This window comes from Rhodococcus sp. DMF-1 (genome assembly GCF_021441945.1).
In the GTDB taxonomy this organism is placed as follows: domain Bacteria; phylum Actinomycetota; class Actinomycetes; order Mycobacteriales; family Mycobacteriaceae; genus Rhodococcus; species Rhodococcus ruber.
The window spans coordinates 1,554,731-1,575,029 of sequence record NZ_CP090442.1 but is presented as its reverse complement, the minus strand read 5'-3'; the positions used below and the strand labels follow the sequence as shown (position 1 = coordinate 1,575,029).

At 71.7% G+C, this 20,299-nt stretch carries 18 protein-coding genes; 7 read left to right on the top strand and 11 right to left on the bottom strand.

Features of this window, described 5'->3' with window-relative positions:
• Positions 1 to 18: 18 nt before the first annotated feature.
• On the bottom strand, positions 19 to 996 hold the full coding sequence (locus LZP97_RS07360; RefSeq protein WP_026138082.1) for a heme o synthase: 978 nt from the start codon (positions 994 to 996) through the stop codon (positions 19 to 21).
• Between the two features lie 184 nt (positions 997 to 1,180).
• Here LZP97_RS07360 and tkt point away from each other — a divergent pair, with 184 nt between their 5' ends.
• From tkt to pgl, 5 genes are read left to right on the top strand one after another with little or no spacing between them, the layout of a single operon-like run.
• Positions 1,181 to 3,283, top strand: a complete 2,103-nt coding sequence (tkt, locus tag LZP97_RS07355) for a transketolase (protein WP_048773523.1) — start codon at positions 1,181 to 1,183, stop codon at positions 3,281 to 3,283.
• A 5-nt stretch (positions 3,284 to 3,288) separates the two neighbouring features.
• On the top strand, positions 3,289 to 4,425 hold the full coding sequence (gene tal / locus LZP97_RS07350; protein WP_026138081.1) for a transaldolase: 1,137 nt from the start codon (positions 3,289 to 3,291) through the stop codon (positions 4,423 to 4,425).
• Positions 4,426 to 4,429: 4 nt separating this feature from the next.
• Positions 4,430 to 5,971, top strand: coding sequence for a glucose-6-phosphate dehydrogenase (gene zwf, locus LZP97_RS07345; protein ID WP_010595094.1), 1,542 nt, complete (start codon positions 4,430 to 4,432; stop codon positions 5,969 to 5,971).
• Complete coding sequence (gene opcA, locus LZP97_RS07340; RefSeq protein ID WP_371851032.1) at positions 5,968 to 6,876, top strand: glucose-6-phosphate dehydrogenase assembly protein OpcA; 909 nt, start codon at positions 5,968 to 5,970, stop codon at positions 6,874 to 6,876. Before zwf ends, opcA begins: the two co-directional genes overlap by 4 nt.
• Positions 6,869 to 7,636, top strand: coding sequence for a 6-phosphogluconolactonase (gene pgl, locus LZP97_RS07335; RefSeq protein ID WP_010595097.1), 768 nt, complete (start codon positions 6,869 to 6,871; stop codon positions 7,634 to 7,636). The genes opcA and pgl overlap by 8 nt, the downstream gene beginning before the upstream one ends.
• Before the next feature lie 3 nt (positions 7,637 to 7,639).
• On the opposite strand, the gene LZP97_RS07330 is transcribed toward pgl, so the two are convergent.
• Positions 7,640 to 7,801, bottom strand: a complete 162-nt coding sequence (locus LZP97_RS07330) for a hypothetical protein (RefSeq protein WP_161800551.1) — start codon at positions 7,799 to 7,801, stop codon at positions 7,640 to 7,642.
• A 180-nt stretch (positions 7,802 to 7,981) separates the two neighbouring features.
• Between LZP97_RS07330 and LZP97_RS07325 the strand changes: the two genes are divergently transcribed.
• Positions 7,982 to 8,464, top strand: coding sequence for an SRPBCC domain-containing protein (locus LZP97_RS07325; protein ID WP_010595098.1), 483 nt, complete (start codon positions 7,982 to 7,984; stop codon positions 8,462 to 8,464).
• 89 nt (positions 8,465 to 8,553) lie between these two features.
• Complete coding sequence (locus LZP97_RS07320; RefSeq protein ID WP_017682093.1) at positions 8,554 to 10,440, top strand: alkyl/aryl-sulfatase; 1,887 nt, start codon at positions 8,554 to 8,556, stop codon at positions 10,438 to 10,440.
• Positions 10,441 to 10,479: 39 nt separating this feature from the next.
• On the opposite strand, the gene LZP97_RS07315 is transcribed toward LZP97_RS07320, so the two are convergent.
• The 9 genes from LZP97_RS07315 to rapZ all read right to left on the bottom strand — a co-directional run bounded on the left by LZP97_RS07315 (position 10,480) and on the right by rapZ (position 20,265).
• Positions 10,480 to 10,890 carry a nuclear transport factor 2 family protein gene (locus tag LZP97_RS07315; RefSeq protein WP_010595100.1) on the bottom strand — a complete coding sequence of 137 codons (411 nt, stop codon included), beginning with the start codon at positions 10,888 to 10,890 and terminating at the stop codon, positions 10,480 to 10,482.
• A 117-nt stretch (positions 10,891 to 11,007) separates the two neighbouring features.
• Positions 11,008 to 13,779 (bottom strand): phosphoenolpyruvate carboxylase, encoded by a 2,772-nt coding sequence (gene ppc / locus LZP97_RS07310; protein WP_010595101.1) that lies wholly within the window; start codon positions 13,777 to 13,779, stop codon positions 11,008 to 11,010.
• A gap of 70 nt (positions 13,780 to 13,849) precedes the next feature.
• A complete protein-coding gene (gene secG / locus LZP97_RS07305) occupies positions 13,850 to 14,083 on the bottom strand; it encodes a preprotein translocase subunit SecG (RefSeq protein ID WP_003939471.1) in 234 nt (77 codons plus the stop codon).
• 73 nt (positions 14,084 to 14,156) lie between these two features.
• Positions 14,157 to 14,939, bottom strand: a complete 783-nt coding sequence (gene tpiA / locus LZP97_RS07300) for a triose-phosphate isomerase (RefSeq protein ID WP_010595102.1) — start codon at positions 14,937 to 14,939, stop codon at positions 14,157 to 14,159.
• Position 14,940: 1 nt separating this feature from the next.
• Positions 14,941 to 16,167 carry a phosphoglycerate kinase gene (locus LZP97_RS07295; RefSeq protein ID WP_010595103.1) on the bottom strand — a complete coding sequence of 409 codons (1,227 nt, stop codon included), beginning with the start codon at positions 16,165 to 16,167 and terminating at the stop codon, positions 14,941 to 14,943.
• 20 nt (positions 16,168 to 16,187) lie between these two features.
• Positions 16,188 to 17,207 (bottom strand): type I glyceraldehyde-3-phosphate dehydrogenase, encoded by a 1,020-nt coding sequence (gene gap / locus LZP97_RS07290; protein ID WP_010595104.1) that lies wholly within the window; start codon positions 17,205 to 17,207, stop codon positions 16,188 to 16,190.
• 177 nt (positions 17,208 to 17,384) lie between these two features.
• A complete protein-coding gene (whiA, locus tag LZP97_RS07285) occupies positions 17,385 to 18,362 on the bottom strand; it encodes a DNA-binding protein WhiA (RefSeq protein WP_017682091.1) in 978 nt (325 codons plus the stop codon).
• On the bottom strand, positions 18,359 to 19,414 hold the full coding sequence (locus tag LZP97_RS07280) for a gluconeogenesis factor YvcK family protein (RefSeq protein WP_010595106.1): 1,056 nt from the start codon (positions 19,412 to 19,414) through the stop codon (positions 18,359 to 18,361). The genes whiA and LZP97_RS07280 overlap by 4 nt, the downstream gene beginning before the upstream one ends.
• Positions 19,411 to 20,265, bottom strand: a complete 855-nt coding sequence (rapZ, locus tag LZP97_RS07275; RefSeq protein WP_172603666.1) for an RNase adapter RapZ — start codon at positions 20,263 to 20,265, stop codon at positions 19,411 to 19,413. The genes LZP97_RS07280 and rapZ overlap by 4 nt, the downstream gene beginning before the upstream one ends.
• Positions 20,266 to 20,299: the final 34 nt, after the last annotated feature.

Genomic DNA, 20,299 nt, shown 5'->3' with positions numbered 1-20,299 from the left:
AGCCGCGCGGAAGGCGGATCAGAAGAACGAGGCGATGGTGCGCAGGTCGAGCACCGAGTCCACGGCCAGGCCCAGGCACACCAGGGCGAGGTAGTTGTTCGACTGCAGGAACAGCTTGAGGGGCTTGACCGCCGCCCCGCCCCGGACGCTGCGGTACAGCTGATGCGCGACGAGCAGGAACCAGGCGCCGGCGGCGACGGTCACCGCCGCGTACACCAGGCCGGCGGCCGGCACGAGCACCAGCGTCGCCAGGACGGTCGCCCAGGTGTAGAGCAGGATCTGCTTGGTGACGTGCTGCTCGCTCGCGATCACGGGCAGCATGGGCACGCCGGCGGCCTTGTAGTCCTCCTTGTACCGCATCGCCAGCGCCCAGGTGTGCGGCGGTGTCCAGAAGAAGATCACCAGGAACAGCACGATCGGTTCCCAGCTCAGCGAGCCGGTGACCGCGGCCCAGCCGACCATCACGGGCATGCACCCGGCGGCCCCGCCCCACACCACGTTCTGCCAGGTCCTGCGCTTGAGGACCATCGTGTACACCAGGACGTAGAAGGCGATCGTGGCGACCACGAGCAGGCCGGCGAGCAGATTCGCCCGCCACCACAACCACAGGAACGACACGACGCCGAGCACCGCGCCGAACACGAACGCGTGCCGGGTCGGGACGGCCTGCCGGGCCAGCGGCCGCAGCGCCGTCCGCTTCATGACCTTGTCGATGTCGGCGTCGACGACGCAGTTGAGGGCATTCGCGCTCGCCGCACCCATCCACCCGCCGAACAGGGTGCTCGCGATGAGCACCAGGTCCACCTCGCCGCGGTCGGCGAAGAGCATCGCCGGGATCGTCGCCACCAGCAGCAACTCGATCACGCGCGGCTTGGTCAGCGCGATATAGGCGAGCACCGTGCCCGAAACGCGTCCCCACATCGTGTCGGGGCGAGGCGGTCCAGGTGCCTCGGGGGCGCCGAAGCCGTGACCTCCCGGCCGTTGCCCTGCCCGCACCCTGTCTCCTTGCACCACGCGATTACGCACCTTCGCTCGCCGTCGCTCTACTACGAACGATGGTAGACGTCGCGCAGGCCCGGACCGAATCGACCCGCAAAGCGCAGCACATTACTCTGGAGGGGCGCTCGAGGCTCTCGCGCCCGCACGCTCCCCGTATACCCATGTCAGGAGACTTCTGCTCGTGTCGATCACAGACGAGATCCGCTCCCTCACCCAGGCAGTGCACCCCGCCGACTGGACCGACCTCGACACCAAGGCCGTCGACACCGCCCGCGTGCTCGCCGCCGACGCGGTCCAGAAGGTGGGCAACGGGCACCCCGGCACGGCGATGAGCCTTGCCCCCGTGGCCTACACGCTGTTCCAGAAAGTGATGCGGCACGACCCGACCGACCCGCACTGGGTGGGACGGGACCGGTTCGTGCTCTCGTGCGGACACTCGAGCCTGACGCTGTACATCCAGCTGTACCTGTCGGGGTACGGGCTCGAACTCGCCGACCTCGAGGCGCTGCGCACGTGGGGTTCGAAGACGCCGGGCCACCCCGAGTTCGGGCACACCGCGGGGGTGGAGATGACCACCGGCCCGCTCGGGCAGGGCCTGGCCTCCGCCGTGGGCATGGCGATGGCGGCGCGCCGGGAGCGCGGCCTGTTCGATCCGGACACCGCGACCGGCGCGAGCCCGTTCGACCACCACATCTACGTCCTCGCCTCCGACGGCGACATCGAAGAAGGCGTGACGTCGGAGGCCTCGTCCCTCGCGGGCGTGCAGCAGCTCGGCAACCTGATCGTCTTCTACGACGACAACAAGATCTCCATCGAGCACGACACGGCGATCGCCCTCGGTGAGGACGTCGCCAAGCGCTACGAGGCCTACGGCTGGCATGTGCAGACCGTCGAGGGCGGCGAGAACGTCACCGCGATCCTCGACGCCGTCGAGGCCGCCAAGGCCGTCACCGACAAGCCGTCGCTCGTCGTGCTGCGCACGATCATCGGCTACCCGGCGCCGACCAAGATGAACACCGGCGACGTGCACGGCGCCGCCCTCGGCGCCGAGGAGGTCGCCGCCGTCAAGACCGCCCTCGGGTTCGACCCCGAGCAGCACTTCGACGTCGACCCCGCCGTGATCGAGCACACCCGCGGCGTCGTCGAGCGCGGCGCGGCGGCCCGCACCGCATGGCAGGCCGAGTTCGACGCGTGGGCCGGCCGCGAGCCGCAGCGCAAGGAACTGTTCGACCGGTTGCAGGCCGGGGAGTTCCCCGCCGGCTGGACCGAGGTGCTGCCCACCTACGAGCCGGCCGCCAAGGGTCCGGCCACCCGCAAGGCGTCCGGCAGCGCCCTCGCCGCGCTCGGCCCGGTGCTGCCCGAGCTGTGGGGCGGTTCGGCCGACCTGGCGGGCTCGAACAACACCACGATCCCCGGCTCGGACTCGTTCGGCCCGGTGTCGATCTCCACGAAGGACTGGAACGCCCAGCCCTACGGGCGGACGCTGCACTTCGGTGTGCGCGAGCACGCGATGGGTTCGATCCTCAACGGCATCGCCCTGCACGGCCCGACCCGCCCCTACGGCGGCACCTTCCTGGTGTTCAGCGACTACATGCGTCCCGCCGTGCGGCTCGCCGCGCTCATGCAGACCCCGGCGATCTACGTGTGGACCCACGATTCGATCGGTCTCGGCGAGGACGGCCCGACCCATCAGCCGGTCGAGCACCTCACCGCGCTGCGCGCGATCCCGAATCTGGCCGTGATCCGTCCCGGCGACGCGAACGAGACCTCGTTCGCGTGGGCCGCGGCGCTGGAGAACAAGACCGGCCCGACCGCCCTGGCCCTGACCCGCCAGGATGTGCCGGTGCTCGCGGGCACCCGGGAGAAGGCCGCCGAGGGCCTGCCCCGCGGCGCGTACGTGCTCGCCGAGGCGTCCACCGGCACGCCCGAGGTGATCCTGCTCGGCACCGGCTCCGAGCTGCAGCTCGCCGTCGCCGCCCGCGAGGTACTCGAGGCCGACGGTGTGCCCACCCGCGTGGTCTCCGTGCCGGTCCTCGACTGGTTCCTCCAGCAGGACCAGGCGTACCGCGACGAGGTGCTCCCGCCGGCGGTGCGTGCGCGTGTCTCCGTCGAGGCCGGACTGGCGATGCCGTGGCACCGCCTGCTCGGCGACGCCGGCGAGGCCGTCTCGCTCGAGCACTTCGGCGCCTCCGCCGACCACAAGACCCTGTTCCGCGAGTTCGGCATCACCGCCGAGGCCGTCGTCGACGCCGCCCGCCGCTCGCTGACCCGAGTGAAGGGATGATCCCGATGACCCAGCAGGTAACCCAGAACGCGAATCTCGTCCAGCTCTCGGCCGCCGGGGTGTCCGTGTGGCTCGACGACCTGTCCCGGGACCGCATCGAGACCGGCAACCTCGCCGAGCTGATCGCCACCCGCAGCGTCGTGGGTGTGACCACCAACCCGTCGATCTTCCAGGCGGCGCTCAGCAAGGGCCACGTCTACGACGCCCAGGTCCGGGAGCTCGCGCTGGCCGGCGCCGATGTGGACACCACCATCCGCACCGTCACCACCGACGACGTGCGCTCCGCGTGCGACGTCCTGGCCCCGGTGTTCGAGGCCAGCGACGGTGTCGACGGCCGGGTCTCCATCGAGGTCGACCCGCGGCTGGCGCACTCCACCGACGCGACCGTGCAGCAGGCGATCGAGCTGTGGCGCATCGTGGACCGGCCCAATCTGCTCATCAAGATCCCCGCGACGGTGGCCGGCCTGCCGGCCATCGCCCGCGTGATCGGCGAGGGCATCAGCGTGAACGTGACGCTGATCTTCTCGGTCGAGCGCTACGAACGGGTCATCGAGGCCTATCTGGACGGTCTGACCGCCGCCAAGTCGGCCGGGCACGAGCTGTCGACGATCCACTCGGTGGCCTCGTTCTTCGTCTCCCGCGTCGACACCGAGATCGACGCGCGGCTCGACGCGATCGGCACCCCCGAGGCGCTGGCGCTGCGCGGCAAGGCCGGCGTCGCCAACGCCCGCCTGGCGTACGCGGCGTACCGCCGGGCGTTCGAGTCCGGGGCCCGGTTCGAGCAGCTCGCCGCGGCCGGTGCGCGTCCGCAGCGCGCCCTGTGGGCGTCGACCGGGGTGAAGAACCCCGACTACTCGGACACCCTGTACGTCACCGAACTGGTCGCCCCGAACACGGTCAACACGATGCCGGAGAAGACCCTCGAGGCCGTCGCCGACCACGGCGAGGTCACCGGCGACACGGTCACCGGTACCGAGAAGGCGGCCGAGAACGTGTTCTCCGCGCTGTCGACGATCGGGGTGAACCTGCCCGAGGTGTTCCGCAAGCTCGAGGACGAGGGCGTCGAGAAGTTCGAGGTGTCCTGGAACGAGCTGCTCGCCGCCACCTCCGAGCAGCTGATCGCGCACGGCGCGAAGAGCTGACGCGGTGCGCGGACCCGAGACGGCGGCGTGGGTCAATCCACTCCGGGACGAGCGTGATCGTCGGCTACCCCGGATCGCCGGGCCGTGTGCCCTGGTGATCTTCGGGGTCACCGGCGACCTCGCCAGCCGCAAGCTGATGCCGGCGGTGTACGACCTGGCCAACCGCGGTCTGCTGCCGCCCGGGTTCGCGCTCGTCGGCTTCGCGCGACGAGACTGGGCCGACGAGGACTTCGGTCAGGTCGTGCACGATGCCGTGAAGGCCAACTCGCGCACCAAGTTCCGGGAGGAGGTGTGGAATCGTCTGGCCGAGGGCATCCGGTTCGTGCAGGGCAGCTTCGACGACGACGCCGCGTTCACCGAACTCGCCTCGACGCTGACCGAGCTGGACAAGGCCCGCGGCACGGGCGGCAACCACGCCTTCTACCTGTCCATCCCGCCGAACGCGTTCCCGGTGGTGTCCGCGCAGCTCAAACGGTCCGGACTCGCGATCGCGCAAGACGGCACCTGGAGCCGGGTGATCATCGAGAAGCCGTTCGGTCACGACCTGACGAGCGCCCAGGAACTGAACCGGCTGGTCGCCGAGGTGTTCCCCGAGGAGGCGGTGTTCCGCATCGACCACTACCTCGGCAAGGAGACGGTGCAGAACATCCTGGCGTTGCGATTCGCGAATCAGTTGTTCGATCCGCTGTGGAACGCGCACTACGTCGACCACGTGCAGATCACGATGGCGGAGGACATCGGTCTCGGCGGCCGCGCCGGCTACTACGACGGCATCGGCGCCGCCCGGGACGTGATCCAGAACCACCTGCTGCAGCTGCTCGCGTTCATCGCGATGGAGGAACCGATCAGCTTCGACCCGGCGGAGTTGCGGGCGGAGAAGATCAAGGTGCTGTCCGCGACCCGGCTCGCCGAGCCCCTCGACGAGACCACCGCGCGCGGCCAGTACATCGCCGGCTGGCAGAACGGCGGGCAGGTCGTCGGCCTGCACGAGGAGCAGGGCTTCGCCGCCGACTCGACCACCGAGACCTACGCGGCGATCACCTGCGAGATCGACACCCGCCGCTGGGCCGGAGTGCCGTTCTACCTGCGCACCGGCAAGCGTCTGGGCCGGCGCGTCACCGAGATCGCGATCGTGTTCAAGCGGGCCCCGCACCTGCCGTTCGACCAGACGATGACCACCGAGCTCGGCCAGAACGCCCTCGTCATCCGCGTGCAGCCCGACGAGGGGGTCACCCTCCGCTTCGGTTCCAAGGTGCCCGGCTCGAGCATGGAGGTCCGCGACGTCAACATGGACTTCAGCTACGGCCAGGCGTTCACCGAGTCCTCCCCCGAGGCGTACGAGCGGCTGATCCTCGACGTGCTGCTCGGCGTGCCGTCGCTCTTCCCTGTCGACGACGAGGTCGAGCTGTCGTGGAGGATCCTCGACCCGGTGCTCGAGCGCTGGGCGGCGCACGGCAAGCCCGAGCCGTACGAGGCCGGCACCTGGGGGCCGTCGTCGGCCGACGAGATGCTCCGCCGCTCGGGCCGCGAATGGAGACGCCCGTGAGGATGCAGCTGCGCAACGCCACCGCGATCGACATCAGCAAACAGCTCGTCCAGCTGCGGCAGACCGGCGGCATCGTCACGCAGGGGCGCGTGCTCACCCTGGTGGTGTGCACCGACGGTCCACGCGGCCTCGAGGCCGCGATCACCGCGGCCATCGGGGCGTCGCGGGAGCATCCGTGCCGCGTGATCGTCGTCGGCCGCGGCCGCGCGGGCGACGAACCGCGCATGGATGCGGAGATCCGCATAGGCGGTGACGCCGGGGCCTCGGAGGTGCTGATCCTCGCGTTGCACGGCCCGCTCGCCGACCACCAGGAATCGGTGATCGTGCCGTTCCTGCTGCCGGACACCCCGGTGGTGGTGTGGTGGCCGAACACCCCTCCCGAGGTGCCGGCGGCGGACCCGGTGGGGCGGCTCGCCGTGCGACGCCTGACCGATGCGACGAACTCGTCGCGCCCGATGACCGAGATCGTCTCGCGGCTGTCCGGCTACACCCCCGGCGACACCGACCTCGCGTGGGGCCGGATCACGTATTGGCGGGCGCTGCTCGTCTCCGCGCTCGACCAGCCACCGTTCGAGCCGGTCGAGTCGGCGCTGGTATCGGGACTCGGCAGCGAACCGGCGGTGGATCTGCTCGCGGGCTGGCTCGCGAGCCGTATCGACGGCCCGGTGCACCGCGCGGTGGGCGATCTGCGGGTCGAGTTGCGCACCCGAACCCAGACGATCTCGCTCGAGCGGCCTCAGGACGGGCGCGTGGCCACGCTGCGGCGCACCGGCAAACCCGATTCGCTGATCACGCTCGCACGCCGCGACTCCTCGGAATGCCTCGCCGAGGAACTGCGGCGGCTCGATCCCGACGAGGTGTACCACGCGGCCCTGACGGCCCTGTCGAAGGTGGAATATGTCTGACGCGCGCCACATCTCCGGGAACGTCCACGTGCGGCGCTTCGAGTCGGGCGACGAGCTCGCGCGGGCGGCCGCCGCAGCGTTCGTCGAGACCGTGGTCGCCGCGCAGCGCGACCGCGGCCACGCCGCGGTGGTGCTGACCGGCGGCGGCACCGGCATCGCCGTGCTCGACGCGGTCCTGCGGGCTCCCGGCGGAATCGACTGGTCCGCGGTCGACGTGTACTTCGGCGACGAGCGGTACCTGCCGCCGGGCGATCCCGAGCGCAACGAGGTCCAGGCCCGCGCGGCGCTGCTCGACCACGTGCCGCTCGATCCGGCGCGGGTGCACGCGATGCCCACCCTCGACGAGGCCGGGGCCGGTTCCCCCGAGTCGGCGGCCCGCGCGTACGCGCAGGTGCTCGCCGCGAACTCCTCCGACGGCAGCACCCCCGAGTTCGACGTGCACCTGCTGGGGATGGGCGGCGAGGGACACGTCAACTCGCTGTTCCCGCACACCGACGCGGTGCGCGAGCAGGATCGCTTCGTCGTCGGCGTCGACGACTCCCCCAAGCCGCCCGCCGCGCGGGTCACGCTCACCCTCCCGGCGGTCCGCCGTGCCCGGCAGGTGTGGCTCCTCGTCACCGGCGCGGCCAAGGCCGAGGCCGTCGCGGCCGCGGTGGGCGGCGCCGACGCGGTGGACATCCCGGCCGCCGGGGCGCGGGGCCGCGAACAGACCGTGTGGTTCCTCGACACGGAGGCCGCCGCGGCGCTGCCCGCGGGCTGACCGTCACCACCGCCGCCCGTCCCGGTCGGGTCCGCCGGACCGCGGATCCGGGGGCACACGGCCGTCGGTCACGCCGCAACGCAGGCGTGCCGCCCAGCTCGGATTGCGGGTCGCGCGCAGCCCGGTGAGGCGGCCACGGCGGCATCGCTCCGTCCTACGGTCCATCGCGAAGCTCCTCCCCTACGGTGTTCCCTGCCCAGTTCGGTGTTCCCAGTTCCGTGTTCCCTGCCCAGTTCGACGCCGCGGCCACCCCCGCGGTTCCCGCGGGACGGCCCGGCGCATACCCGGCGGGCTGCGCTCCGGCGGACCACAATGGGGACAGCACTGCGTGGAAAGGAGCCTTCGATGAGCACCCCGACCACCGTCCTGGGCGAGATCCGGCCCGAGCACGGCTGTCCGGACGGGTCCTCCCTCGTCACCCTGCACTACGTGCGCAGCTTCGCCCTGCCGGTCGGCGAGGTGTGGGCGGCGCTGACCGACCGGCTCGAACACTGGTACGGACGGTGGACGGGCGACCCCGCCTCGGGACGGGTGCAGCTGACGATGACCGACGAGCACGACACGGCGACGACGGACGTGCGGATCCTGCGCTGCGACCCGCCCCACGTCCTCGTCGTCGACCAGGACGGGTGGCAACTCGAGCTCACGACGAAGCAGGTGGGGGTCGTCACCACCCTCGAGTTCTCGCACCGGCACGTCCCGCGGTCGGAGACCTCGGAGATCGGTCCCGGCTGGCAGTACTACCTCGACCGGCTCGACGCCGTGCTCGGCGGCCGGGCCCTGCCGCACTGGGAGGGCTACCTCGAACTCGCCGACGAGTATCGGTGAGTCGCACCCGATTCCGGTGATCACCGGCCTGCGCCGGCAACGTCCTCTACGCTCGGGGCACCGCGCAACTTCCGGGGAGGACGGCGGCCATGAGCGCTTCCGGTGCCAGCGAGACCACTCGGCGGAACCTGCAGGCCGCGGCGGCCACGCTGCCCGCGGACGACGGGCAGGACTTCGAGGATGCGACGCGCGGGTTCGTCGGCCGCAGCGAGCAACGGACGATCACCACCGCGGACGGACGCGTGGTGTGGGACCTCGACGCCTACGCGTTCCTCGACGGGCCCGCCCCGCCGACGGCGCATCCGAGTCTGTGGCGGCAGAGCCGGCTGCTCACCGAGGACGGCCTGTTCGAGGTGGTGCCGGGGATCTACCAGTTGCGCGGGTTCGACCTGTCGGTGATGACCGTCGTCGAGGGTGACACCGGGGTGATCGTGATCGACCCGCTGATCAGCGCGGAGACCGCCGCGGCGGCGCTGACGCTGTACCGGCGGCACCGCGGCGACCGGCCCGTGTCCGGAATGATCTACACCCACTCCCATGTCGACCACTTCGGTGGCGTCGAGGGGGTGCTCGACGCGGAACTCGTCGCGGCCGGGACGGTCCCGGTCGTCGCCCCGGCCGGGTTCCTCGAACATGCGGTGTCGGAGAACCTGTTCGCGGGCACGGCGATGTCGCGGCGCTCGGGTTACATGTACGGGGCGGCGCTCGGGAAGGGGCCGGCCGGTCAGATCGGTGCCGGGCTGGGCCAGACCACGTCGGCCGGCACCGTCACGCTCATCGCGCCGACCGTCGACATCACCGCGACCGGGCAGGAGCTCACCGTCGACGGGGTACGGATGGTCTTCCAGCTGACCCCCGGCACCGAGGCCCCCGCCGAGACGAACATCTGGTTCCCCGAGCGGCGCGCGCTGTGCGCGGCCGAGAATGCCACCCACACCATGCACAACATCCTCACGTTGCGCGGTGCGGTGGTGCGCGACGCGCACGCCTGGGGCCACTACCTCAACGAGACGATCGGCCTGTGGGGCGACGCGCTCGAGGTCGTGTTCGCCTCGCACCACTGGCCGACCTGGGGCCGGGAGCGAGCGCTCGAATTCCTCGCCGTGCAGCGCGACATGTACCTGTACCTGCACGATCAGACGGTGCGGATGATGAATCAGGGCCTCGTGGGCGCGGAGATCGCCGAACGGTTCGAGTTGCCCCCGGCCCTGGCGGCGGCGTGGCACACCCACGGCTACTACGGCTCGGTGAGCCACAACGTCAAGGCGATCTACCAGCGGTACATGGGGTGGTACGACGGCAACCCCGCCAACCTGTGGGCCCATCCCCCGGCCGAGGCCGCCCGCCGGTACGTCGACGCCATGGGCGGCGCCGACGCCGCCCTCGCCGTCGCGCGAGGTGCCTTCGAGGAGGGCGACTACCGCTGGGTGCTCGAGGTCTGCAAACATCTGCTGTTCACCGACGACACCGATCAGGCCGCCCGGGACCTGCAGGCCGACGCGATGGAGCAACTCGCGTACGGCGCCGAGAACGGCACCTGGCGCTGCGTCTATCTGGCCGGCGCGAAGGAACTCCGCGAGGGAATCTTCGGGTCGCCGGTGCAGTCCTCGGGCGACTTCCTCGATGCGCTGACCGTCCCGCAGCTGTTCGACAGCCTGGCGGTGCGGGTGGACGGACCCCGCGCGTGGGATCTGCAGCTGGTGATCACGTGGGTCCTGACCGACCTCGGGACCACGTATCTCACGGAACTGCGCCACGGCGTGCTCAACCATCGGACCGTGCCCGAGCCGCCGCCGGACAGCACCGTGTTCACCCTCACCCGCCGCGCCCTGATCGGTGCCCTCACCGGGCAGCTGGATGCGGCGGCGGCCCTCGCGGACGGGACGATCGCGGTGACGGGCGACCCGACAGTGGTGGCCCGGCTCGTCGAGGTACTCGCACCGGTGGATCCGGACTTCGCGATCGTCACGCCCTGACGTCCGCCTCGGCCGGACCCGCGGTGCACGCGCCGCGGGTCAGCCGGGCCGGAGGACGCCGAAGTCGCCGAGGTCGTGGGAGATGGTGAAGGTGCGCGACGTCAGGCGCCAGCCGTCCCGGGTGCGGACCCACCGGTCGTCGTACTCGCCGAAGCACTCGTAGCTCGCCCCGGCGGCCGGGCCCGCGCCCACGTGGTGGACGCGGGCGTACGTCAGCGACCGGGCCCGGTCGCCGTCGACCTCGATGCGGTGGTTGCCCAGCAAGTGCTGCGAGGGTCCGCAGCCGCCGAGATGGGCGCGGACCACGGCGACGATGCCGTCGCGCCCCGCCACGCCGTAGCCGGTCGCGGAGTCGGTGAAGGCGGCACCGAGACCGGCCCAGTCCCGGCGGTCGAGGGCGGAGGCGAGTTCGGCGAGCCGTTCGACGATCTGTTCGCGGTCATGAGTCACCCGTCCAGGTGTAGCGGGTCACGGCCGTTCGGCGCGCCGTCGTCCCGCTGAGCGGGCAGCTCCGGCCGGTCCGGCCCGGCCGGACCGGCCGCTGCCGCCCCGGCCTGCTGCCCGGCGCTAGCCGCTGTTCCGCAGCGCGGTCGCGAGGCCGTTCATCGTCAGCTGGATGCCGCGGCGGACCCGGTCGGTGTCCTCCCCCGCCCGGAACCGGCGCAGCAACTCGACCTGCAGGTGGTTCAGCGGCTCGAGGTACGGGAAGCGGTTGTGCACCGACCGGGCGAGCGCCGGGTTGTCCGCGGTGAGCTCGGAGTGCCCCGTGATCGCCAGGTAGACGCGCACGGTGCGCTCGTGTTCCGCGGTGATCTTGTCGAACACCCGGTCCCGCAGGTCCGGGTCCGGCACCAGTTCGGCGTAGCGCGCCGCGAGACCGAGGTCGGACTTGGCCAGCACCATCGCCATGTTGGACAGCACGGTGCGGAAGAACGGCCAGCGCCGATACAGGCCGGTGAGGGTGGCCAGGCGCGCCTCGTCGCCCGCGATCCAGGTCTCGACGGCCGTCCCGGTGCCGTACCAGCCGGGCAGCATGACACGGGACTGGGTCCATGCCAGCACCCAGGGGATCGCCCGCAGGTCGGCGATCGACGACGTCGGCTTGCGCGAGGTGGGCCGGCTGCCGATGTTCAGGGCCCCGATCTCCGCGACCGGCGTGGCCGTCCGGAAGTACTCGACGAAGCCCGGGGTCTCGTGCACGAGATCGCTGTAGGCGGCGCGGGCAAGTTCGGCGAGCTCGTCGAGCACCGCGTACGCCGGGCCGGCGTCGCTGCCGAGTCCCTCGACGTCGAGGAGGGTGGACTCGAGGGTCGCGGCGACGAGGGACTCGAGATTGCGGCGCGCCAGCTTCGGCTCGGCGTACTTCGCCGCGATCACCTCACCCTGCTCGGTCAGGCGCAGCGAGCCGGCGACGGCCCCGGGCGGCTGCGCAAGGATCGCGTCGTAGCTCGGTCCGCCGCCGCGACCGACGGTGCCGCCGCGGCCGTGGAACAGGCGCAGCCGGATCCCGGCGGTGCGCGCGGCCTCCACCAGGTCGAGTTCGGCCCGGTACAGCGCCCAGTTCGCGGCGAGGTAGCCGCCGTCCTTGTTCGAGTCCGAATAGCCCAGCATGACCTCCTGGACCCCGCCGGCGGAGTCGACGAGGTTGCGGAACTCGGGGACGGCGAGGGCGGCGGTGAGGATCTCGGCGCCGTGCCGCAGATCGTCGATGGTCTCGAACAGCGGGATCACCGCGACCGGGCAGCGCGGCCCGGCGATGTCGTGCTCGACGAGGCCGGCCTCGTCGAGCAGAACCAGCGCCTCGAGCAGATCCGAGACCGAGCTGCACATGCTGACGATGTAGTGCGGCACGGCATCCGGGCCCAACCGGGTCACGGCGTCGGCGGCGGCACGGAGCACGCCGAGTTCACGGGCGGTGTCGGCGCCGAGCCGCGCGCCGGGCGCGCTGAGGGGACGGCGGGTGCGCAGTTCGGCCGCGAGCAGCGCGACCTTCTCCTCCTCGGGCAGCGCCGGGTAGTCGTCGGTGACACCGGCCCAGCTGAACAGTTCGGCGATCACCCGGCCGTGCACCTCCGCGTTCTGCCGCAGGTCGAGGGAGGCGAGGTGGAAGCCGAAAGCCTCGACGGCGCCGCGCACGTGCGCGAGCCGGTCGTCGGCGAGGACCGCGCTGCCGCCGGCGCGCAGGGCGGCGTCGAGGATGTCGAGGTCGGCGAGCAGTTCGGCGGGCGTGTCGTAGGCGGTCAGCCGGCTCGGCACCGCGTGCGGCGGTGGGTCGTCGAGCAGTCGCGCCGCGGTGGCGGTCAGGCGGCCCCGGATGCCGCGCAGCGCGCGGCGGTACGGTTCGTCGGCGCGCGACGGGGCGGCGTCACCGGAGGCGTCGGCGAGGCGGGCCAGGTCGTCGGTGACGCGGACCAGACGTGCGGACATCGACAGCTCCTGCTCGAGCCGTTCGAGCTCGGCGAGGTGATGGCCGAGGGCGGTCGCGGCGGCCCGGTCGGTGGCGCGGTGGACGACCTCGGCGGTGACGTTGGGGTTGCCGTCGCGGTCGCCGCCGATCCAGGTTCCGGTGCGCACCAACGGGTCCGGCAGCAGCGGGACGCCGGGCCAGCGTTCGCGCAGGGCGCGCCGGACCTCGGCGTTGAGGGCCGGGACGACGCGGAACAGGGCGGCGTCGTAGTAGCGCAGGCCCACTTCGATCTCGTCCTGGATGCGCAGGCGGGCGAGCCGGATGAGGGCGGTCTGCCACAGGGTGAGGATCTGCCGCCACAGGTGCAGGTCGATGTCGGATCGCTCGTCGGGTTCGGCGCGTTCGCGGCGGCGCATGAGATCGGTGATGCGGGTCTGCACGTCGAAGACGGTGCGGCGGCGGGTCTCGGTGGGGTGGGCGGTGATCACCGGGGAGACGAGGGCGCCGTCGAGCGCGGCGGCGACCTCGGCGGGGTCGAGTTCGGCGGCGTCGAGCTTGCGGTAGGTGGCGGCCAGGGAGCTGTCCTGTGCCGGCTCCCCGGCGCGCACGTGCACGGCGCGGCGGCGTTCCCGGTGCAGGTCCTCGGCGAGGTTCGCCAGCAGCGCGAAGTGGCTGAAGGCCCGGATGACGGGGAGGGTGTCGTCGGTGGGGACGTCGGCGAACATCGCCGCGAGTTCGGCGCGGTCGATCTCGGAGCGGCGCACGCGGAAGCTCTCGACGCGGGCGCGTTCGACGAGGGCGAAGAGGTGCTCGCCGGCCTGTTCGCGGACGATGCGGCCCAGCATCCCGCCGAGCAGCCGGATGTCCTGGCGCAGAGGTTCGGTGGCGGAGCGGGACCCGGAGGGGTCGGCCGGGCGGGCGGTATCCGTCATCCGGTCAGTATCGCGGCCGACGCACGACGGCGCGACCCGGAAGTCCGGGTCGCGCCGTCGTGCGCAGTGCTCAGCTGAACTTGATCTGCAGGCCGATGCCGAGGATGGCGATCAGCCAGACGATGCCGGTGAACACGGTCAGCCGGTCGAGGTTCTTCTCGGCGACACTGGAGCCGGACAGGCTGGACTGGACACCGCCACCGAACAGGGTGGACAGACCGCCGCCCTTGCCGCGGTGCAGCAGCACGAGCAGGATCAGCAGCAGGCTGGTGGTGATCAGCAGGATGTCGAGGAACAGTGCCATGGCGCCAGACTACAGGGCGCCGTCGCGGCGCCCTTCCGGGCCTCGGGGGATCCGGAAGGGCACCGCGGGTGCCTTACAGCGGCCCGCCCGCGGCGATGGCGGACAGCTGGGCGAACTCGTCGGCCTTGAGCGAGGCACCGCCGACGAGACCGCCGTCGATGTCGAGCTGGGCGATCAGTTCGCCGACGTTCTTGGCGTTGACCGAGCCGCCGTAGAGCACGCGGACGGCGTCGGCGGTCTCCGGGGAGGCGAGCTCGGCGAGGGTGGCGCGTACCGCCGCGCACACCTCCTGGGCGTCGGCGGCCGAGGCCACCTTGCCGGTGCCGATGGCCCAGACCGGCTCGTACGCGACGACGATCTTCGCGATGTCGTCGGACGAGAGCCCCGCGAGGGATCCGCGCAGCTGGGCGACGTTGTGGGACACGTGCTGACCGGCTTCGCGGATGTCGAGGCCTTCGCCGATGCACACGATCGGGGTCAGGCCGTGCCGCAACGCCGCCTTGGTCTTGGCGAGGACGATCTCGTCGGTCTCGCCGTGCAGGGTGCGTCGCTCCGAGTGGCCGACCACCACGTAGGTGCACCCCAGCTTGGCCAGCATCGCGCCGCTGATCTCTCCGGTGTAGGCACCCGAGTCGTGGGCCGAGACGTCCTGCGCACCGTAGGTGAGCAGCAGCTTGTCGCCCTCGATCAGCGTCTGCACGCTGCGGATGTCGGTGAACGGCGGCAGCACCGTCACGTCCACCTTCTCGAGGTACTTCTCCGGCAGCGCGAAGGCGATCTTCTGCACGAGGGCGATGGCCTCGAGGTGGTTGAGGTTCATCTTCCAGTTGCCGGCGATGAGCGGCTTTCGGGTCATCTCAGGCCTCCGGTGCGGTGTCGTCGAGGGCGCTGATCCCGGGCAGCTCCTTGCCCTCGAGGTATTCGAGGGAGGCGCCGCCGCCGGTGGAGATGTGGGAGAACCCGTCCTCGGGGAGGCCGAGCAGACGCACGGCCGCGGCCGAGTCGCCGCCGCCGACGACGCTGAACGCGCCGGAGCGGGTGGCCTCGACGATCGCCTCGGCGACCCCCTTGGTGCCGGCCGCGAACTTCTCGAACTCGAACACGCCCATCGGGCCGTTCCAGAACACGGTCTTGGCGCCGGTGAGGTACTGGGCGAACCGGGCCACCGACTCGGGTCCGATGTCCAGGCCCATCCAGCCGTCGGGGATCTCGGTGGTGGGCACCGTCTTCGCCTCGGCGTCGGCGGCGAAGGAGTCGGCGACGACCACGTCCTGCGGGATGTGGATGACGTCGCCGAACCGCTCGAGCAGGTCCTTGCACGTCTCGGTCATCGATTCCTCGAGCAGCGAGTTGCCCACCGGGATGCCTTGCGCGGCAAGGAAGGTGAAGCACATACCGCCACCGATGACGAGGGTGTCGACCTTGGGGGCGAGGGCTTCGATGACGGCGAGCTTGTCGGAGACCTTCGAGCCGCCGAGCACCACCGCGTAGGGCCGCTCCGGGTCGCTCGTGAGCTTGGCGAGGACCTCGACTTCGGCGGCGACGAGGTTGCCCGCGTAGTGCGGGAGCAGCTTCGCCACGTCGTACACCGAGGCCTGCTTGCGGTGCACCACGCCGAAGCCGTCGGAGACGAAAGCCCCGTCGTCGCCGACGAGTTCGACGAGGTCGCGGGCCAGCGCCTGCCGCTGCGCCTCGTCCTTGCTGGTTTCGCGCGGATCGAAGCGAATGTTCTCGAGCAGGAGGATGTCGCCGTCGGTCAGGCCTTCCGAGCGGGCCAGCGCGTCCTGCCCGACGACGTCGCCGGCGAGCTGGACGTTGCGGCCGAGCACGTCGCCGAGTTTCGCCGCGACCGGGGCGAGGGAGAACTTCGGATCGGGCTCGCCCTTGGGCCGGCCCAGGTGGGCGGTGACGACGACCTTCGCGCCCGCCTCGGCGAGCGCGGCGATCGTCGGGGCGGACGCGATGATGCGACCGGGGTCGGTGATCGTCGCGCCGTCCAGCGGGACGTTGAGGTCCGAGCGCACCAGCACGCCACGGCCCTCGACGCCGGCGGCGAGCAGATCCTCGAGAGTCTGAACTGCCACTGTTCGACTGTCCTGTTCGGTCAGAGGGACTTCGAGACCAGGCCGATGAGGTCGACCAGGCGGTTGGAGTAGCCCCACTCGTTGTCGTACCAGGAGACGATCTTGACCTGGTCGTCGATGACCTTGGTCAGGCCGGCGTCGTAGATCGACGAGTGCGGATCGGTGACGATGTCCGAGGAGACGATCTCGTCCTCGGTGTACTTGAGGATGCCCTTGAGCGGGCCCTCGGCGGCCGCCTTCATCGCCGCGTTGATCTCCTCGACGGAGGCCGGGGTGGCGAGGTTGGCGGTCAGGTCGGTGACCGAGCCGGTGGGGATCGGCACGCGCAGGGCGTAGCCGTCGAGCTTGCCGACCAGCTGCGGCAGGACGAGACCGATGGCCTTGGCGGCGCCGGTGCCGGTGGGCACGACGTTCAGGGCGGCGGCGCGGGCGCGGCGCAGATCCTTGTGCGGGCCGTCCTGCAGGTTCTGGTCCTGGGTGTAGGCGTGGACCGTGGTCATCAGGCCCTTGACGATGCCGAAGCTGTCGTCGAGGACCTTGGCGATCGGTCCGAGGCAGTTGGTGGTGCACGAGGCGTTGGAGATGATGTTCTGGCTGCCGTCGTACTTGTCGTCGTTGACACCCATCACGACGGTGAGGTCCTCGCCCTTGGCGGGCGCCGAGATGATCACCTTCTTGGCGCCGGCGTCGAGGTGACCCTTCGCCTTCGACGCGTCGGTGAAGATGCCCGTCGACTCGACGACGACGTCGACGCCCAGGTCGCCCCACGGCAGCGCGGCCGGGCCTTCCTTGACCTCGAGGGCCTTGATCCGGTGGTCGCCGACGACGATGGTGTCCTCACCGTCGAGGCTGACATCCTGCGGCAGCCGGCCGAGGATCGAGTCGTACTTGAGCAGGTGGGCCAGAGTCGCGTTGTCGGTGAGGTCGTTGACCGCGACGATCTCGATGTCGGTGGTGCCGAGCGCCTTCTGCGCCTCGACAGCCCGGAAGAAGTTACGTCCGATACGACCGAAGCCGTTCACGCCTACCCGGACAGTCACAATTACGCTCCTTTGCCCATTTCTTCTGGTTGTGCCAGTGTTGCCCGCCGCGGCGCCGGAGACATCGGCGCCCACCGGCAGGACTCATCGGTCGATGTGACCCCTACCCTATCTGCGGTGCCGGCGGAGTGCGGCAGGAGGCCCGGGCCGGCCAGCCAGCGTGCCTGGACATCACAGCTAGGCCTCGTCGAGCAGCTCCGGGGTCACTGCCGATTCGGTGTCGGGGATGCCGAGATCCTTGGCGCGGCGATCGGCCATGGACAGCAGTCGGCGGATGCGTCCGGCGACGGCGTCCTTCGTCATCGGGGGGTCGGCGAGCTGGCCCAGTTCCTCGAGGGAGGCCTGCCGGTGCTGGACGCGCAGGGCGCCCGCCGCGGCGAGGTGGTCGGGCACGTCGTCGCCGAGGATCGCCAGGGCCCGTTCGACGCGGGCGGCCGCGGCCACGGCGGCGCGCGCGGAGCGGCGCAGGTTGGCGTCGTCGAAGTTGGCGAGCCGGTTGGCGGTGGCGCGGACCTCGCGCCGCATCCGGCGCTCCTCCCAGGTCAGCCGGGTGTCCTGGGCACCCATGTGGGTGAGCAGCGCCCCGATGGCTTCGCCGTCGCGCACGACGACCCGGTCGGCGCCGCGCACCTCGCGGGCCTTGGCGGCGATGCCGAGGCGGCGGGCGGCGCCGACGAGCGCGAGCGCGGCCTCCGGGCCGGGGCAGCTGACTTCGAGGGCGGAGGAGCGGCCCGGCTCGGTGAGCGAGCCGTGGGCGAGGAAGGCGCCGCGCCACGCCGCTTCGGCGTCGGCGATGCTGCCGCCGACGACCGGGGCGGGCAGGCCCCGCACCGGGCGGCCACGCACGTCGAGCAGGCCGGTCTGACGGGCGAGGGCCTCGCCTTCCTTGGCGACGCGCACCACGTAACGTGAGCTCTTGCGCAGTCCGCCGGCGCCGAGGACGTGCACCTCCGCCGAGTAGCCGTAGAGCTCGAAGATCTCGCGGCGCAACCGGCGGGCGATCGACCCGAGGTCCACCTCGGCCTCCACGACGACGCGGCCGCCGACGATGTGCAGCCCGCCGGCGAAGCGCAGGAGGGCGGACACCTCGGCCTTGCGGCTGCTGGTGCGGGTGACCGCCAGCCGGCTCAGCTCGTCCTTGACCTCCGCTGTCATTGCCACGTCGGGATCTCCCTTCCGTCCCGCTGCGCGAGATCCCGGGGGCGGGCCGCGTCGGGCAGGTGTCGTTCCAGGACCGCCGCCAGTTTGGCGGGATCGTGTCGGTGGGTGCCGGTCTCGGCGACGTCGGCGTAGACCACCCGGGCGCCGAATCCGGCGGCCGCCCGGCACAGGTGTTCGCGTTCGCGTCCTTCGGGTACCGACGCGGAGTCGACGACCACGTGGTCGACCCGGAAGTCGGGGGCGTGCTGGGCCAGCACGTGCAGATGCCGCTCGGTGGAGAATCCGGCGGTCTCCCCCGGTTCGGCAGCGAGGTTGAGCACCAGCACCTTGTGGGCGGGCGCCGCCACCAGCGCCTCGTGCAGCTCGGGGACGAGCACGTGCGGGATGACGCTCGAGAACCACGAGCCGGGCCCGAGCACGACGAGGTCGGCGGCGCCCACCGCGTCGAGCGCGTCGGGGCACGCCGGCGGGTCGGCCGGGATCAGCCGCACGCGCCGCACCTTGCCGGGGGTGGTGGCGACGGCGACCTGCCCGCGGATGATCCGGCTGGCGCGCGGATCGGATTCGAGGCCGGAGACGTCCGCCTCGATGTCGAGGGCGATCGGCGACATCGGCAGCACCCGGCCGCGCACCTCGAGCAGCTCGGCGACGCGGTCGAGCGCGGCCACGGGGTCGCCGAGCACCTCGGTCAGTCCGGCCAGGATCAGGTTGCCGACCGAGTGTCCCGCCAGGGCGCCGGTGCCGCCGAACCGGTGCTGGACCGTCTCGGTCCAGGTGTGGATGCGGGGGGTGTCCGCGGCGAGCGCGGCCAGGGCCATGCGCAGGTCGCCGGGCGGGATGACGCCGAGTTCGGCGCGCAGCCGCCCGGAGGACCCCCCGTCGTCGGCGACGGTGACGACGGCGGTGACGCGGTTACTGAGCCGGCGGACGGCGCTGAGGGTGGCGTACAGGCCGTGGCCGCCGCCCAGGGCGACGATCGACGGTTCCGGCGCGGCGACCTGCCCGCCGGGCCCGGGTGCGGGGGCCGCGGTGCCGGGGCCCGTCATTCGCGCCCCAGATCCCGGTGCGCGACGTGCACCGCCAGCGTCGGGTCGGTTTCCAGGCGCGCGGCGAGGGCCTCGCTCATCGCCACGCTGCGGTGCTTGCCGCCGGTACATCCCACCGCGATCGTCATGTAGCGCTTTCCCTCCCGGCGGTAGCCGGCCGTGGTCAGTTCGAGGAGCCGATGATAGGTCTGCAGGTAGTCCTGGGCCCCGTCCCGGCTCAGCACGTAGTCGCGGACGTCGTCGTCCTGGCCGGTGTGCGGGCGCAGTTCGGGCACCCAGTGCGGGTTGGGCAGGAACCGCACGTCGCACACCACGTCCGCGTCCATCGGCAGACCGTACTTGAACCCGAAGGATTCGACGGTGACCCGGATCGAGTCGGCGTCGCCGTCCCCGAACGCGGAGTCGATCTTGCGGCGTAGTTCCGGACCGGACAGCGACGACGTGTCGACCACCAGATCGGCGGCCGCCTTCACCCCGGCGAGCTGGGCGCGTTCGGCGGCGATGCCGTCGGTGAGGGTGCGGTCGGCGGTGTCGGCCTGCAGCGGGTGGCTGCGCCGGACCTGCTCGAAACGACGCACGAGGACCTCGTCGGTGGCCTCGAGGAACAGCACCCGGGTGCGCACGGGCCGGGCGGCCAGTTCGGTGACGACCCAGCCGAGGTCGCCGGTGAACAGGCGGCTGCGGACGTCCATGACCACGGCGAGGCGCTGCAGGGGCGGGTCGGCCTGCACCGCGAGATCGACCATCGAGGTGACCAGTTGCGGGGGCAGATTCTCGGCGACGAACCAGCCGAGATCCTCGAGTGCCGTCGCGGCGGTGCTCAGGCCGGCCCCGGACAGGCCGGTGACCAGGGCGACCTCGGCGCGCGGGCGGAGTTCACCCCGC